This window comes from Mesorhizobium sp. P2_B11, from assembly GCF_056404855.1.
Map to the genome: position 1 here is coordinate 181,676 of NZ_JBFUDF010000009.1, position 14,552 is coordinate 196,227.

Genomic DNA, 14,552 nt, shown 5'->3' on the forward strand with positions numbered 1-14,552 from the left:
ATCGCTGCCCGCCCGTCCTCCCTTGCCTTAATGTCGCATTTCGTCCAATAGAACGACGCAAACGCCGCGAAACCGAAGGTTTTGCCGTTTGGAAGTGCGGCTTCCGGCCTCGTTGCCGACGCGCCGCTATCGGAAAGAGCAGGACAATGTCTGCGATCGAAGCCGGCGCTCATGCGCCGGAAAATCTTTGGCGTCAGGAAATCAGGGCGACATTGGCGCTGGCCTGGCCGATGGTGCTGACCAATCTCGGCCAGACCGCGATGACCGCCACCGACGTCATGATGATGGGGCGTCTGGGCGCGGACACGCTGGCCAGTGGCGCGCTCGGCGCCAACCTCTATTTCATGCCGCTGATCTTCGGCCTCGGCCTGATGCTGGCGACCTCGCCGATGATCGCCACCGAGCTCGGTCGCCGCCGCTATTCGGTGCGCGATCTGCGCCGCACCGTGCGCCAGGGCCTGTGGCTGGCGATCCTGATCTCGATCCCGATCTGGATCGTGCTGTGGCATGGCGAGGCAATCCTGCTGGCCATGGGCCAGGAGCCGGCGCTGGCGCATCGGGCGGGCATCTACATGCGCTGGCTGGAATGGTCGGTGCTACCCTTCTATGGCTATATCGTCCTGCGCTCGTTCATTTCGGCGCTGGAGCGGCCGGGCTGGGCGCTGGTCATCGTCTTCGTCGCCGTTGCCTGCAACGCCCTCTTCAACTGGGTGTTCATGTACGGCAATCTCGGCGTCCGCCCGATGGGCATTGCCGGCTCAGGACTTGCCACGACGCTGTCGAGCACACTGATGTTCTGCGGCCTGGCGGCGGTGGTGATGCTGGAGAAGAAGTTCCGCCGCTACCGCCTGTTCGGCCGTTTCTGGCGCGCCGACTGGCCGCGCTTCATGGGCCTGCTGCGGCTCGGCCTACCGATCGCAGGCATCCTTGCGTTTGAGGTGACGATCTTCAATGCGGCTGCATTGCTGATGGGCCTGATCGATGCGGATTCGCTGGCTGCGCACGCCATCGCTATCCAGATCGCGTCGATCTCCTTCATGGTGCCGCTCGGCCTCAACCAGGCGGTGACGGTGCGCGTCGGTCTGGCGCATGGCGCCGGCAATCCGGCCGGCGTTTCACGCGCCGGCTGGACCGCCTTCGTCATCGGCGTCTCGTTCATGGCGCTGATGGGGCTGGTGATGGTGCTGTGGCCGCATGCGCTGATCAGCGCCTTCATCGACATCACCGATCCGGTCAATGCCAGGGTGATCGCTCTTGCCGTGTCGTTCCTGGCCTTTGCCGCGCTGTTCCAGATCTTCGACGGTGCGCAAGCCGTTGCCGCCGGCATGCTGCGCGGCCTGCACGACACCAAGGTGCCGATGATCTACGCCGCCATCGGCTATTGGGGCATTGGCCTCCCGCTCGGCGTGCTGCTCGCCTTCCATTTCGGCCTGCACGGCGTCGGCATCTGGATCGGCCTTGCGTCTGGTCTGGCGGTGGTGGCGGCGCTGCTGCTCGCCCGCTGGCTGCGGCGAGACCGCATCGCACCGCCGCTCGCCTTCAGCCATTGATGGCGCCAGGCGGCCCGCCTGTTGTCCGAAGCAGCCAATGCAGAGCAGATGGTTATCGCTGAAGCTGCGGTTGGCTGTTGACCCAACTCAAGCCTTGCCACCTTTCGGCCCAAGCCTCTCCCACAATCAAAACTGATAAGGTAGATTGTTGCGTCGGAAAGGGGCGATGCAACACTCATTTGGACAGTTCGAACTGGATGAAGCAGCCCGCAAGCTGTCGCTAAGTGGCGTTGGGCAGAAGATCCAGCCGCTTGTCTTCGATTTGCTGGTGTACCTGGTGCGCAACGCCGGCCGGGTGGTCCCCAAGGACGAACTGATGGACGTTCTTTGGCCCGATGTCATCGTGACGGAAGCATCGCTTCAGCGCGTGGTCAGCCTCACCCGAAAGGCGCTTGCAGCCGGCGGCCTGCAGGATGCCATACACAGCTACGTTCGCCACGGCTATCGCTTCGCCATCGATGAACCGGGGCTCGGGTATGTCCGGCCTGCCTCGTTGCAGGGAGACGACATGCTTGCCGAGGCCCGAAGACTGGCATCCCTGCGCGATTGGAGCGCGGCTGCAAAACTTTTCGCGCATTTGGCGGATAATGAAGCTCTCTCTCCCGCCGACGTCGATCTCTGGGCGCTTGTCGTTGAATGTGGCGGGCGACCGACCGAGGCGATCCCGGTGCTCGCCCGCGCAGTGACGGCTCATGTCGAGGCCGGCGACCTCGCCCGCGCCGCGAGATCCGCCGTCACGCTCGCAAAGATCCAGGCCGAACGCGGATCGGGTGCCGTTGCAGAGGGATGGCTGGAACGTGCTGCGTCGCTTCTGTCCCAGTCGCCGGACGATACTACGCAAGCATATTTGCTGTGGATGCGGTCGCGCCTGGCATCCTCGGGCGGACGTCCCGAAGAAGCGCTGCAACTGGCGTCAGCCGCTTACGCGATAGCTGAAAATTGCGACGATCCCGGCCTGCGCGCTCTGACTTTGACATACAAGGGGTTTTTCAACCTCGCCCTCGGCAAGATCGAGGAGGGCAGCGAGCAGCAAAACCATGCGGCGGCGATCGCCCTGTCGAGCCAAGTCGATCCGATCACCGGTAGTCTGGTTTACTGCAACATTCTGTGGAGCTGCAGGACATACGCCGATTGGCCCCGTGCCCGCCAGTGGAGCGAAGGTTTTGAAAGCTGGTGCACCGCCAGTTTTGCGCAGACCTCGGGCGCGTGCGACCTTCATCGCGCCGAAGTGGTCGCGGCGCAGCAGATATTGCCTGAAGCCCTGACCTGCATAAACGACGCGCTTCCCAAACTCTCCGCGGAGGAATCCTGGTCGCTCGGCGAAGGCTTCCGTGTTCGCGGCGATATTTTTGCCATGATCGGCGACCTCACATCGGCGCGCGCCGACTACGACCAGGCTTATGCACTGGGCTGGGACGCGGAGCCGGGCAATGCAGTGCTCCTGTTCGAAACAGGCGATCTGGACGGGGCGCTTGCCGCGCTCGACCGGGCTCTGCAGGGGATGTCGTGGTTCCATCTGCAGCGGCGGGGAAACCTGCTGGTGAACGCAGCCTGCATTGCAGCGCGCGGCGGGCGCTCAGCCCAGGCGTCGATCTATCTCAACGAAATCGATGCACAGCCTGAACGCTGGCGGCAACCGGCAACGCAGGCATTGATAGCCGAAACCAAGGCAGCACTTTGCGAGCCGGGCGACCCGAACGCCAATCGGCTGCTGCTGTTGGCCCGGCAGCTCTGGACCAGCGCAGGCGTCGAGTATCACGCGGCAAGGATTCGGCTGCAGCTCGCCGGTGCCTTGTTGCGGTCGGGCGACGTCAGCGGAGCGAAAGTGGAAATCACCGCGGCAGAGAGATCGGCCCGCCGCCTGGGATCGCGGCGCCTGGAAGAGGAAGCCGCAACGCTTCGCCATGGCTTTTCGCGCGAGAGCCAGCCGCTTGTCGATGGTACGATGCAAGAACTCACCCTCTGATCCTGCCTGCCTCCTGATCAAGCTTGTCGGCAGTTGGCGGCGAAAAGATCAGCCAGAGATCAGGTCCCGGTAAGGACGATCAGTCCCCCTCGACGGTAATTTTTCCCCAGCCAGGCAGACATGCCTGGCAATCAGCCGCGCCGGCGAAAGCCTGGCGCCAAATCGAAAGGGAAAGATCATGAACCTGTTTGTTATCCGCCGCCCCAGCGCGTGGGCATCTCTGCAGGAACTCGAAGCCGCCGGCGCGAAATCGGCAAAGGTCGCCAAGGAACAGATGGCGGGCACGGTCAGCTGGATCCGCAGCTATGTCGTGCACGAACCCGACGGGCGCATCGGCACCTTCTGCATCTACGAGGCCAAGGACGGTGAGGCCATCCGGGATCACGCCAAGCGCGTCGGCATGCCCGGCGAGGAATTCTATCCCGTCGCCGACACCGTCATCATTCGCAACGATCCGATGACGGCAGCGGCCTGACGACATCCAGTCGCTGCCTCGCGTGAGCAAAGCGAGGCAGCGTCATTCAACCGGCAAACATGAACAGCACGGCGCCTGGAACGGCATGCCGCATTCCCGGCCCGCGATTCCTCACGAATGGAGAAAGCAATGTTTCACTACCTGAAGCGCGTTTCGATCGGGCTGAGAGCACGCAGGGCCGAGAGGGCTTTGCATGAACTGCCTGACCACATCCTGAAGGACATAGGCATTCGCCGCGGTGCGATCGCCTTTGCCGTCCGGGAACACTTCAAGGACCGTCTCGTCTGAGTGCCCGGCACCCATTGGAACCAGGGACATGGACCTTCTGATAAACATGGCGAACATCTTGTATGTGATCGCCTACTTCACGCTGGACATTTTGCGGCTGCGGATTCTCACCACAGCGGCCGCAATCTGTCTTGCCGTGTATTTCTACAGCCAGCCGGCGCCGCTCATGAACGTCGTGGGCTGGAACCTTTTCTTTGTGCTCCTGAATCTGGTCCAGATCGGTCGGATCTTGAAGTCTCGCTATGCAAAGCCGCCTGGCTTGGCTCAGTTGCCGTCCGACGACATCGCGCCGAGCAGCCTGCGAATATCGCCGAACCTGGCGATCGAGCCGAACACCAGTGCCGCCACGGCAACGAAGAACACCGACACCGCGGCCATGGTCGGCGTGTAGCCGTAGCGCAGCGCGTTGAAGATCTTGATCGGCAGCGTCTCAGTGGTGAAGCCGATCGTCATATAGGCGACGATGTATTCGTTGAGCGACAGCACGAAGGCGAAGGCATAGCCCGAAACGAGGTAGGGCAGGATCAGCGGCAGCACCACGGTCTTCAGCACCGTGCGGTCGTCGGCTCCCATGGTGGCGGCGGCTTCGACCAGCGAGCGGTCGATCGAGGCAAAGCCAAGCGACAGCGTCACCAGCGGCAGCGTCACGAAGAAGATGGCGTGGCTGATGATGGCGGTGAAGAACTGGCCGAACAGCCCGACCGTCGCCCAGAAGGAGAGGAAGCCGAGCGCCGTGATGACCGGTGGCAGGATGAAGGGGGCGAGCCCCAGCACCTGAAAAATGTTTGCCCATGGCGCGATGCGCCGCCACAGGAACCAGGCCAGCGGCAGCGCCACCGCAACGGCGATCGCCGCCGAACAGACGGCGAGCGTCACCGAATGGATCAGCGCCAGCCGCCATTCCGGATCGTTGAAAATCTGCCCATACCAGGCCAGCGAGAAGCCGACCGGCGGGAAGGTGAGTTCCTGGCGTGCGTTGATCGATACGCCCGCCACCACGATCAGCGGCGCGGCCAGGAACAGAGCGACGATGGTGAAATAGACACGACGCAGCAAGGTCGCGGTCATAGGGCGTTCTCCCGGCGTCCGACGAGGAGGGTCAGTCCGACCAGCGCCAGCGAGATCAGCACCAGGAACACCGCCATCGCGGCTGCGAACGGCATGTTGGACTGGTAGATCGCCTGGTCGGTGATCAGCACCGACAGTGTCCAGTGTTGCGGCCGCCCTAGGATCTGCGGCAGCAGGTAGGAGCCGAGCGCGAACACAAAGACCATGATCAGCGTTGCCACGATGGTGTTGCGCAGCGCCGGCGCGACGACGTTGAAGAAGGCTTTGATCGGTGAGGCGCCAAGCGTGCGCGCGGCCTCCAGCAGTGTCGGGTCGAGGCGGACCAAAGCGGGATAGAGCACCAGGATGGTGTAAGGCAGCGCCTGATAGACCATGCCGGTCAGCACCGCGCCGAAGGTCGGCAGCAGCGCCACCGGCTTGTCCATCAGCCCGATCGCCACGAACAGATTGGTGATGCCTGCCGTGCGCGAAAACAGCGTCGACCAGGCAAAGCCGATGATGACTTCCGACAGCGACAGCACAGACAAGAGGCCGACCAGCCACAGCGTCTGCACGCGGCGCGGCCGGCGGGTCAGCAGGTAGGTGAAGGGGAAGGCGATGCAGACGCAGCAGACCGCGACCAGCACCGCCAGCATCAGCGAAAAGCCGAGCACGCCGCCGAAGAACACCGACAGGAAGCGGGCGTAATTGTCGAAGACGAAATCCGGCGTGTAGAAGCCGGACGGATTGCGCTTGAAGAAGCTCACCGCGATCATCGTCGAGAATGGCACGACGAAGAAGACGATCAGCATCAGCGCCGGAAAGAACAGCGGCGTGTAGTCGGCTACCGACTTCGGAGCTTCGCGTCTCATGCGCCGAGCACCACGCAGCTGGCCGGCGGCAGCGTGACGCCGACCTTGGCGCCGACCGGCACGTCATGCCGCTCGCGCGGCGTCGTCACCGCGATGATGCTGGTGCCGCCGACGTCGACGAAGGTCTCGATGGTGCCGCCGAGATCGCGCACGAAGCTGACTTCGCCGGTGATGGCCGAGCCGCCGGGGCTGCCCAGATGCACATCCTCAGGACGGACCGATACGGACGCCTTGGTCTGACCGGCCGGCATGGCAAGGCCTGGAATGGCGGTGCCCAAAATGGTGGTGCGGCCGCCGCTGTCGATCTCCGCCGGCAGCAGATTGGTGATGCCGATGAAGTCGGCGACGAACGCGTCCGCCGGCTTGCGGTAGATTTCGATCGGCGGCGCCGCCTGCAGGATCTTGCCATGGCCCATGACAACGACGAGGTCGGCCATGGTCATGGCTTCGCGCTGGTCGTGGGTGACGACGATGGTGGTGATGCCGAGCCGTTGCTGCAGCTGGCGCAATTCCACCTGCATGGCCTCGCGCAATTTGGCGTCGAGCGCCGACAGCGGCTCGTCGAGCAGGAACAGTTTTGGGGACAGCGCAAGCGCCCGGGCGATCGCCACGCGCTGGCGCTGGCCGCCCGACAGTTTTGCCACCGGACGGTCGGCAAAGCCGGGCAGATGGATGAGGCTCAGCAACTCGTCGACGCGTTTCTTCTGCTCCTCTTTTGAGGCGCCGCGAATGCGCAGCGCATAGGCGATGTTGTCGCCGACGGAGAGATGCGGAAACAGCGCCAGTGACTGGAACACCATGCCGAGATTGCGCTTGTGCGTCGGCAGCGGTGTGATGTCTTCGCCGTCGAGCACGATGGCGCCGCTGGTCGGCTCCTCCAGCCCGGCGATCATGCGTAAGAGCGTGGTCTTGCCGCAGCCCGACGGGCCGAGCAGGCACACGAACGTGCCATGCGGCACGTTGAGCTGGACATTGTCGACGGCGGCGAAATTGCCGAATTTTTTGGTGATGGCGTTGATGTCTAGTCCGGGCATGCTCATCCCTCTCAGCGCTAGAGCAATTCCAGGAAAGTGTGTAGCGGTTTTCCGTCCGGAATTGCTTGGAAACAAGAAGCGGGTCGCCGTTTCCGTGAAACGGTGAACTGCTCCAACTGGTCGCCGGGCAGTGCCCGGCAGCCAGTCAGATTCAAGAGATTGGCCCGATTAGCCGACGATCAGCTCGGTCCACTTCTGGTTGATCCAGTCGGCCTTCGACGTATAGAGGTCGTAGCGCGGGATGATCGGATCGATATCCGACGACACCGCGGCGAACTCTTCCGGCTTGAGGTCGAGCACCTCTTTCTTCAGCGTCGGCGTGGTGCCGACCTTGCGCGACATCACGCCCTGCATCGACGGCTGGCTCATATAGTCGATGAAGAGATGTGCCTCGTCGACCTTGGTCGAGGCGCGCGACAGCACCCAATTGCCGGAATCCTGGATGCCGCCTTCCTTCGGGAAGGTCGAGCGGACATGGAAGCCGTCGGCGACCGCGAGCCCGGTGACGTCGTGATAATACTGGCCCATCGGGATTTCGCCCGACTTCAGCGCCTGTTCGAACTGCGCCTCGTCGCGATACCACAACCGCACATTCGGCTTCAGCTCGGCGAGCTTCTCGAACGCCTTGTTCAGCCCGTCCTCGGTGTCGAGCGCATTGGTGCCGCCCATGAAGGTCTTGGCCGTCACTTCGAGCAGGAACGAGTTGGAGGCAAGCGCCAAAAGACCGAGCTTGTCCTCATTGGCCTTGTCCCACAGCGCGTCCCACGAGGTCGGCGCGTCCTTGTAGACGTCGGTGTTGGTAACAAGCGTGATCCACCAGGCGACGGCGCCGATGCCGGCGACGCGGCCATCCGGGTATTTGTTGATGAAGCGCGGCAGCAGGTCGCCATAGTGCTTGAACTTCGAGGTGTCGAGCGGCGTCCACAATTCGGTCGACTGGCCCTTCAGCGTCGAGGTCTGCGACATCATCGAAAGGTCGGCGGGCGCCTGGCCGGCCTTCGCCGCCTGTTCGAGCTGCACCAGCCAGGCTTCGCCGGTCGGCTCGGCGACCGATTCCACCGCAATTCCGGTGGCCTTGGTGAAGTCGGGGAAGACGTGCTCGTCGAAGGATTTCTTGAAGTAGCCGCCATAGACGCCGACCTTCAGCGACTTGTCCTGCGCGCGCAGGATCGAGGGCATGGCCAGCACGCCGGCGGTGGCCAGGCCCGCGCCAAGCACGCCGCGCCGCGTCAGGGATTTTCCGATCAGTCTGTTCATCCGATTTCTCCTCAGTTGATGCCGGTCTGTCCCGGCAGGTTCCCTTCACGCACTGTCGCCGCCTGGCGTCAGTGGGCCGCCGCTCGTTGTTCGAGCGTACGGGCGTATTGCGTCAGTGGAAAGCACATGACGAAGAAGATCAGCGCCACCAGCCCGTAGACCTTGAACGGTTCGAAGGTGGCGTTGTTGATGGCGTTGGACGTCCTGACCAGCTCCTCGAAGCCGATGATCGAGGTCAGCGCCGTCGATTTGATCAATTGCACCAGGAAGCCGACGATCGGCGCCCGTGTGATCGAGAACGCCTGCGGCAGGATGATGAGCCTCAGCTCCTGCAAGCGGTGAAGGCCAAGGCTGGCGCCGGCGTCCCACTGCCCGCGCGGCAGCGCGTCGACGCCGCTGCGCCAAATCTCGGCCAGATAGGCACTGGCGAAGAAGGTCAGGCCGAGCACCGCGGCTGTCCACGGCTCGATGCGCAGGCCAAGCATCGGCAGGCCGAAGAACATCAGGAACAGCTGCATCAGAAGAGGCGTGCCCTGGAACAAGGCGATGTAGCCGGAGGCGATGCGCCGGCTCCATTTATTCTCCGCGATGCGGAAGAACAGCACGACCAGCCCGACCAGCGCGCCGCCGACGAAAGCGGCCAGCGACAACAGCACCGTCCAGCGCGCGGCGAGCAGCAGATTGCGAACGATATCCCAGAAGGTGAATTCGATCATGTCACGCCAGCTCCCAACACGCGGCGGCCGCCCGTGACCAGCAGCCGGCGCAGGGCCATCGACAGAGCGAGATAGACCAGCGTCACGACAAAATAGGTCTCGAAGGAGCGGAAGGTGCGCGCCTGCAGCATGTCGGCCTCATAGGTCAGCTCGCGCACGGCGATCTGCGACACCACGGCCGATTCCAGCATCATGATGACGATCTGGCTGGTCAACGCCGGATAGATCACCTTCAGCGCCTGCGGCAGCACGATCTTGATGAACACCTGGCGTGGCCGAAGCCCCAGCGAAAGAGCGGCTTCCGTCTGTCCGCCGGGCACGGCATCCAGCCCGGCGCCGACGATTTCAATCGTGTAGGCCGCCATGTTGAGCGTCATCGCCAGCATGGCGGCCAGGATCGGATCGAGCCTTATGCCGAGGCTGGGCAGGCCGAAGAAGATGAAGAACAGCTGCACCAGGAACGGCGTGTTGCGCATCACCTCGACATAGACCGCGATGGCGCGCTTCACGAACACCGGGCCGTTGCGCCGGCCGGCAGCGCCCAGGATGCTGAGCAGCGTACCCACGAGCGTGGTCACGACGATCAGCAGGATCGTCGTGAGCGCGCCGCGCGTAATGTCGCCCAGAGCACCTGGGAGCCAGGCAAAAGCCACGGGAACTCAATCCTTGAGGTTGTCGGGGTTGAGCGGCGTCTTCAGCCAGGCCTTCGAGCTTTCGTCGAGCTTGCCGTCGGCCAGCATCTTGGCAACCGCGTCATTGACCGCCGTCTTCAGCCGGTCCTCTTTTTTGTTGAGGCCGATATGCGAAGGCGAGGTCAAAAGCTGGAACTTCTGCTCCGGCTTCAGCGCGTCCTGCTTAGCCAGCACCTGGGCGCCGACATCGTTGCCGACCACCATCAGCTGGGTCTGGCCGGAGATGAAGGCCTGGATGACGGAGTTGTAGTTGTCGAAGCGCTTGATGTCGGCCGATGCCGGTGCAGCCTCGGTCAGCGACGTATCTTCCAGCGTGCCGCGATTGACGGCGATCGACTTGTCGGCGAGGTCTTCCTTGCCTTTGACCGAGAGCGCTGCCGGGCCGATGACGGCGATGTAGTAGGGCGCGTATGCGGCGGCGAAATCGATCACCTCCTCACGCTCCTTGGAGTAGCCGACGCTCATCAGAATATCGACGCGCTTGTCGGTGAGGTACGGAATGCGGTTCTGGCCGGTGACGCTAACTAGGTTGAGCTTCACTTTCAGAGCGTCGGCAATGGCCTGCGCCACATCGACGTCATAGCCCTTGATGCTCATGTCGGCGCTGGCCGAGGAGAAGGGCGGGAAGTCGGAGAAGATGCCGACATTGATGGCGCCGGCCTTGGTGATGTCGTCGACGGCGTCGGCATGGGCCTGGGAGGCGAAGCCGAGGCCGGCGAGCATCAGCGCGGCTGCTACGGTTGATTTCATGTGAAACGTCATTGGTATTCCCCTTCTGGAAGCTTGCTTGTTTTGAAACGGTCGCCGGCTCCAGCGCGGCGACCGCCTTTGCATGTGAAGTGCGTCAGGCCCCCTTGCTCGTAATGGCCGGGCTGAACACCATCAGGCTCAGGATCTCGAACAGAACCTGCGCGCCGACATGGGCGGTGTTGGTGGTGGCGTCATATTGCGGTGCCACCTCGACGACGTCGCCGCCGACGATGTTGAGGCCTTTGAAGCCGCGCAGCAGCTCGAGAACCTCGCGCGTCGTCAGGCCGCCGATTTCCGGCGTGCCGGTGCCCGGCGCGAAGGCCGGATCGACGCTGTCGACATCGAAGGAGATGTAGGTCGGGCCGTCGCCGACGATCTTGCGCGCCTTCTCGATGATGGCGGGGATGCCGAGCCCGGTCACCTCTTCGGCGTGCACGACCGTCATGCCGGATTCGTAGGTGAACTCCCACAGATATTCAGCCGAGCCGCGGATGCCGATCTGGATGGTGCGGGTGGGGTCGAGCACGCCGTCCAGCACCGCGTTGCGGAACGGGCCGCCATGATGGAATTTGGTCATGTCGAACAGCCCGCTTGTGTCGCAATGGGCGTCGATATGGATCATGCCGACCGGCGCCTTCTTGCCGACCGCTTTCAGAATGGGGTGGCTGATCGAATGGTCGCCGCCGACCGACAGCGGCAGCACGCCGGCATCGACGATCTGGTTGGTGCGGCGCTCGATGTCCTCATGGCTGATCTCCAGCCGGTAGCGGCTGCGAAATGGTGTGTCGCCAATGTCGGCGACGCGAAGCTCATGCGTCGGCGCGCATTCCAGCACATGGTTGTAGGGGCCGATGCGCTCGATGGCGCGCAGCGCTCTGGGTCCGAAGCGCGAGCCCGGACGGTTGGTGACGCCGAGATCCATCGGCACGCCGATGATGGCCACCTGCAAATCGCCGAAATCCGGATTGTCGGCCGCGATTTCGCGGTAGGGAGCGGCGAGGAAGGTGGGGATGCCGGAATAGGGCGCCAGCCGGGTGCCGGTCTTGGTGAAGATCTTGTCGGCGACCTGCCTGAACTTGGGGTCGAACATCTCGCCGCCATGGCTCTCGCCATATTTGCGGCGCAACGCGTCGAGCTTGCCACGATCATAACCCATGTCGGTCTCCTCCTGCCGGGCTGGTGCATGCGGCAGCAGTACCATTTGCGAACTGACCGTCATCCGGCCGGGTCGCTGTCCCGCTGGCTGCCTGCAGATTTCACGTCATTGATGCTGTTGACCGACCAAAGTGTCCGGCAGCGGCATTGAAAAATCAATTGATATTGTTAGGGTGCTGCTTGTGAGAAAATCTCACAGACTATCCGGGTACCAATGGCCAAGCGTCTGCCGCCCCTAAATCCCCTGCGCGCCTTCGAAGCCACGGCGCGCCATGCCTCGCTGACCAAGGCGGCGAGTGAGCTGAATGTCACCCATGGCGCCATCAGCCACCAGATCAAGGCGCTTGAGCAATCGCTCGGCGTAAAACTGTTCGAACGCACCGGGCAGCGGGTAAAGCTCACACCGCACGGCGCGGAGCTCTTGCCGGCGGTGTCGACCGCCTTCGACGGCATCGCCGCCGCCACCCAGCGCATGACCAGACCAGCCAGTGCCGGCACGCTGTCGGTCTCCTGCGTACCGGCGCTGCTGCTTTTGTGGATGACGCCGCGGCTGGGCAGCTTCATGGCGCAGTACCCCGATATCAGGCTGACGCTGGTTCCGTCCAACGACCCCAAGGACATCCGCGCGCCGCAGGTCGATCTCTGCATACTTTACGGGGATGGCAGCTGGACCGACTGCTGGATGCGCAAATGGTCGGGCCTCGAGCTGTTCCCGGTGGTCAGCCCGACGCTGATCAACAACCGGCCGATCCGCACCTGCAGGGATCTCGCCGACCATGTCATCCTGCATGGCGATGACGGCCGCGAATGGCACACCTGGCTGGCCGCCGCCGACGGGCTCGACCTCGAGCGCGGCCGCCGTCACCATCTCGGCGACGCCCGCACCGCGATCGAAGCCGCGGTGCACGGCAACGGCGTGGCGCTTGGCGATTCCGTCACCGCCAGCATGCTGCTTGCCAGGGGTCTGCTGGTGGCGCCGTTCAGCCTGTCGGTGCCGGCGGTCGATGATTTCTACGTCGTCTGCCGCAACGAGATGCGCTCGGCGCCGATCGTACAACTCTTCGTCGACTGGCTGTTTGCCGAAAAGGAGCAGGCCGACAGTCGCGCCGACGCCCCGGTGGCCGGCCGCGTCAACATCCGCCGCAAACGCCCGGCGTTGCGGGTGGTTGGCGCCAAGAACTGAGGCTGGATCGGAGCGGCCCTTTTTGTCGGGCCAGTCAGGAAAGCGGGCAGCGCTTTCAAAAATTCAATGCTAATAAGCTCTTGCCAGGCAATTCCAGGAAAAGTGCGCGGCGGTTTTCCGTCCGGAATTGCGTGAGACAAAAGCTAGGTTGAGCAGCGAAGGCGACGGCAGGACATGGCAAGAACCGATATTGCGCGGCGCGTCTACAACCACACCTGGAAGCTGGACCCGATCGTCCGCAGCCTGCTCGACACCGATTTCTACAAGCTTTTGATGCTGCAGATGATCTGGGGCATGTATCCCAAGGTCGACACCACCTTCTCGCTGATCAACCGCACCACATCGGTGCGCCTTGCCGACGAGATCGACGAAGGCGAACTGCGCGACCAGCTAGACCATGCCCGCACGCTGCGCTTCTCCAAGAAGGAGATGATCTGGCTCGGCGGTAACAATTTTTATGGCCGCAAGCAGATCTTCGAGCCGGAATTTTTAGCCTGGCTGGAAGGGTTCCGGCTGCCCGACTACGAACTCCACAAGCGCGACGGCCAGTACGAACTCTCCTTCAGCGGCCCGTGGATGTACACCACGCTGTGGGAAATCCCGGCGCTGGCCATCATCAACGAACTGCGTTCCCGTGCGGCCATGCGCGCCTACGGCCCGTTCGCGCTCGACGTGCTCTATGCCCGCGCCAAGGCCAAGATGTGGGCCAAGACCGAGCGGCTGAAGGCGCTGCCGGGCATCCGCATTTCCGATTTCGGCACCCGCCGCCGGCATTCCTTCCTGTGGCAGCGCTGGTGCGTCGAGGCGCTGAAGGAAGGCATTGGCGAAGCCTTCACCGGCACCTCCAACGTGCTGCTGGCGATGGACAACGACCTCGAAGCGCTCGGCACCAATGCGCATGAATTGCCGATGGTGTTTGCGGCGCTGGCCGATACGGAAAAGGAACTGAAGCAGTCGCCCTACAAGGTGCTGCAGGACTGGCAGCGTTACTATGGCGGCAACCTGCTGATCGTGCTGCCCGACGCTTTCGGCACCGCATCCTTCCTGCGCGATGCGCCGGACTGGGTCGCCGACTGGACCGGCTTTCGCCCCGACAGCGCGCCGCCGATCGAAGGCGGCGAGAAAATCATCGACTGGTGGCGCGAGAAGGGCAAAGACCCCAGGCAGAAGCTGCTGATCTTCTCCGACGGGCTCGAGGTCGAGACCATCGAGGAGACCTATCACCACTTCAAGGGCAAGGTGCGCATGTCCTTCGGCTGGGGCACCAACCTCACCAACGATTTCGAAGGCTGCGCGCCGACGGAAACCAACAGCCTCGATGCGATATCGCTGGTCTGCAAGGTGACGGAGGCCAATGGCCGGCCGGCGGTGAAACTGTCGGACAATCCGGCCAAGGCAACGGGCGACAAGAAGGAGATCGAGCGCTATCTGCGGATTTTCGGGGCCAAGGATCGCGTGGAGCAGCTGGTCAAGGTTTGAGGGCTGGGGCTTTCCCATCAGAGGCTCCTTTCCTCTCCCTCCGGAGGGGGGAGAGGTGGCGCCGCGAAGCGGCGACGGAGTGGGGGAA

At 63.3% G+C, this 14,552-nt stretch carries 14 protein-coding genes; 6 read left to right on the forward strand and 8 right to left on the reverse strand.

Features of this window, described 5'->3' with window-relative positions; all coding sequences use genetic code 11:
- Nucleotides 1–146: 146 nt before the first annotated feature.
- The 4 genes from AC1DYJ_RS27770 to AC1DYJ_RS27785 all read left to right on the forward strand — a co-directional run bounded on the left by AC1DYJ_RS27770 (nt 147) and on the right by AC1DYJ_RS27785 (nt 4,279).
- Nucleotides 147–1,550, forward strand: coding sequence for an MATE family efflux transporter (locus AC1DYJ_RS27770; RefSeq protein WP_477282969.1), 1,404 nt, complete (start codon nt 147–149; stop codon nt 1,548–1,550).
- 166 nt (nt 1,551–1,716) lie between these two features.
- Entirely contained in the window at nt 1,717–3,516 is a 1,800-nt protein-coding gene (locus tag AC1DYJ_RS27775) for a winged helix-turn-helix domain-containing protein (RefSeq protein ID WP_477282971.1), read from the forward strand.
- 178 nt (nt 3,517–3,694) lie between these two features.
- A complete protein-coding gene (locus AC1DYJ_RS27780) occupies nt 3,695–3,991 on the forward strand; it encodes a nickel-binding protein (protein WP_352562000.1) in 297 nt (98 codons plus the stop codon).
- Between the two features lie 129 nt (nt 3,992–4,120).
- On the forward strand, nt 4,121–4,279 hold the full coding sequence (locus AC1DYJ_RS27785) for a DUF1127 domain-containing protein (protein WP_477282973.1): 159 nt from the start codon (nt 4,121–4,123) through the stop codon (nt 4,277–4,279).
- A 264-nt stretch (nt 4,280–4,543) separates the two neighbouring features.
- Here AC1DYJ_RS27785 and AC1DYJ_RS27790 read toward each other — a convergent pair whose 3' ends face one another.
- From AC1DYJ_RS27790 to speB, 8 genes are all read right to left on the reverse strand, one after another.
- Entirely contained in the window at nt 4,544–5,347 is an 804-nt protein-coding gene (locus AC1DYJ_RS27790; protein WP_477282975.1) for an ABC transporter permease, read from the reverse strand.
- Nucleotides 5,344–6,198 (reverse strand): ABC transporter permease, encoded by an 855-nt coding sequence (locus tag AC1DYJ_RS27795; RefSeq protein WP_477282977.1) that lies wholly within the window; start codon nt 6,196–6,198, stop codon nt 5,344–5,346. Before AC1DYJ_RS27795 ends, AC1DYJ_RS27790 begins: the two co-directional genes overlap by 4 nt.
- Nucleotides 6,195–7,232 (reverse strand): ABC transporter ATP-binding protein, encoded by a 1,038-nt coding sequence (locus AC1DYJ_RS27800; protein WP_477282979.1) that lies wholly within the window; start codon nt 7,230–7,232, stop codon nt 6,195–6,197. The genes AC1DYJ_RS27795 and AC1DYJ_RS27800 overlap by 4 nt, the downstream gene beginning before the upstream one ends.
- 168 nt (nt 7,233–7,400) lie before the next feature.
- Nucleotides 7,401–8,489, reverse strand: coding sequence for an ABC transporter substrate-binding protein (locus AC1DYJ_RS27805; protein ID WP_477282981.1), 1,089 nt, complete (start codon nt 8,487–8,489; stop codon nt 7,401–7,403).
- 68 nt (nt 8,490–8,557) lie between these two features.
- Entirely contained in the window at nt 8,558–9,205 is a 648-nt protein-coding gene (locus AC1DYJ_RS27810) for an amino acid ABC transporter permease (RefSeq protein WP_477232058.1), read from the reverse strand.
- On the reverse strand, nt 9,202–9,858 hold the full coding sequence (locus tag AC1DYJ_RS27815) for an amino acid ABC transporter permease (RefSeq protein ID WP_477282983.1): 657 nt from the start codon (nt 9,856–9,858) through the stop codon (nt 9,202–9,204). Before AC1DYJ_RS27815 ends, AC1DYJ_RS27810 begins: the two co-directional genes overlap by 4 nt.
- Nucleotides 9,859–9,864: 6 nt before the next feature.
- Nucleotides 9,865–10,659 carry a transporter substrate-binding domain-containing protein gene (locus AC1DYJ_RS27820; RefSeq protein ID WP_477282985.1) on the reverse strand — a complete coding sequence of 265 codons (795 nt, stop codon included), beginning with the start codon at nt 10,657–10,659 and terminating at the stop codon, nt 9,865–9,867.
- Between the two features lie 82 nt (nt 10,660–10,741).
- Nucleotides 10,742–11,803, reverse strand: coding sequence for an agmatinase (gene speB / locus AC1DYJ_RS27825; RefSeq protein WP_477282987.1), 1,062 nt, complete (start codon nt 11,801–11,803; stop codon nt 10,742–10,744).
- 213 nt (nt 11,804–12,016) lie between these two features.
- Between speB and gcvA the strand changes: the two genes are divergently transcribed.
- A complete protein-coding gene (gcvA, locus tag AC1DYJ_RS27830; protein ID WP_477282989.1) occupies nt 12,017–12,985 on the forward strand; it encodes a transcriptional regulator GcvA in 969 nt (322 codons plus the stop codon).
- Between the two features lie 174 nt (nt 12,986–13,159).
- On the forward strand, nt 13,160–14,464 hold the full coding sequence (gene pncB / locus AC1DYJ_RS27835; RefSeq protein ID WP_477282991.1) for a nicotinate phosphoribosyltransferase: 1,305 nt from the start codon (nt 13,160–13,162) through the stop codon (nt 14,462–14,464).
- The last annotated feature ends 88 nt before the right edge of the window (nt 14,465–14,552 follow it).

Coding starts and splice junctions, on each gene's coding strand:
- AC1DYJ_RS27770 (WP_477282969.1), top strand. CDS start 147: ATGTCTGCGATCGAAGCCGGCGCTCATGCGCCGGAAAATCTTTGGCGT.
- AC1DYJ_RS27775 (WP_477282971.1), top strand. CDS start 1,717: ATGCAACACTCATTTGGACAGTTCGAACTGGATGAAGCAGCCCGCAAG.
- AC1DYJ_RS27780 (WP_352562000.1), top strand. CDS start 3,695: ATGAACCTGTTTGTTATCCGCCGCCCCAGCGCGTGGGCATCTCTGCAG.
- AC1DYJ_RS27785 (WP_477282973.1), top strand. CDS start 4,121: ATGTTTCACTACCTGAAGCGCGTTTCGATCGGGCTGAGAGCACGCAGG.
- AC1DYJ_RS27790 (WP_477282975.1), bottom strand. CDS start 5,347: ATGACCGCGACCTTGCTGCGTCGTGTCTATTTCACCATCGTCGCTCTG.
- AC1DYJ_RS27795 (WP_477282977.1), bottom strand. CDS start 6,198: ATGAGACGCGAAGCTCCGAAGTCGGTAGCCGACTACACGCCGCTGTTC.
- AC1DYJ_RS27800 (WP_477282979.1), bottom strand. CDS start 7,232: ATGCCCGGACTAGACATCAACGCCATCACCAAAAAATTCGGCAATTTC.
- AC1DYJ_RS27805 (WP_477282981.1), bottom strand. CDS start 8,489: ATGAACAGACTGATCGGAAAATCCCTGACGCGGCGCGGCGTGCTTGGC.
- AC1DYJ_RS27810 (WP_477232058.1), bottom strand. CDS start 9,205: ATGATCGAATTCACCTTCTGGGATATCGTTCGCAATCTGCTGCTCGCC.
- AC1DYJ_RS27820 (WP_477282985.1), bottom strand. CDS start 10,659: ATGACGTTTCACATGAAATCAACCGTAGCAGCCGCGCTGATGCTCGCC.
- speB (WP_477282987.1), bottom strand. CDS start 11,803: ATGGGTTATGATCGTGGCAAGCTCGACGCGTTGCGCCGCAAATATGGC.
- gcvA (WP_477282989.1), top strand. CDS start 12,017: ATGGCCAAGCGTCTGCCGCCCCTAAATCCCCTGCGCGCCTTCGAAGCC.
- pncB (WP_477282991.1), top strand. CDS start 13,160: ATGGCAAGAACCGATATTGCGCGGCGCGTCTACAACCACACCTGGAAG.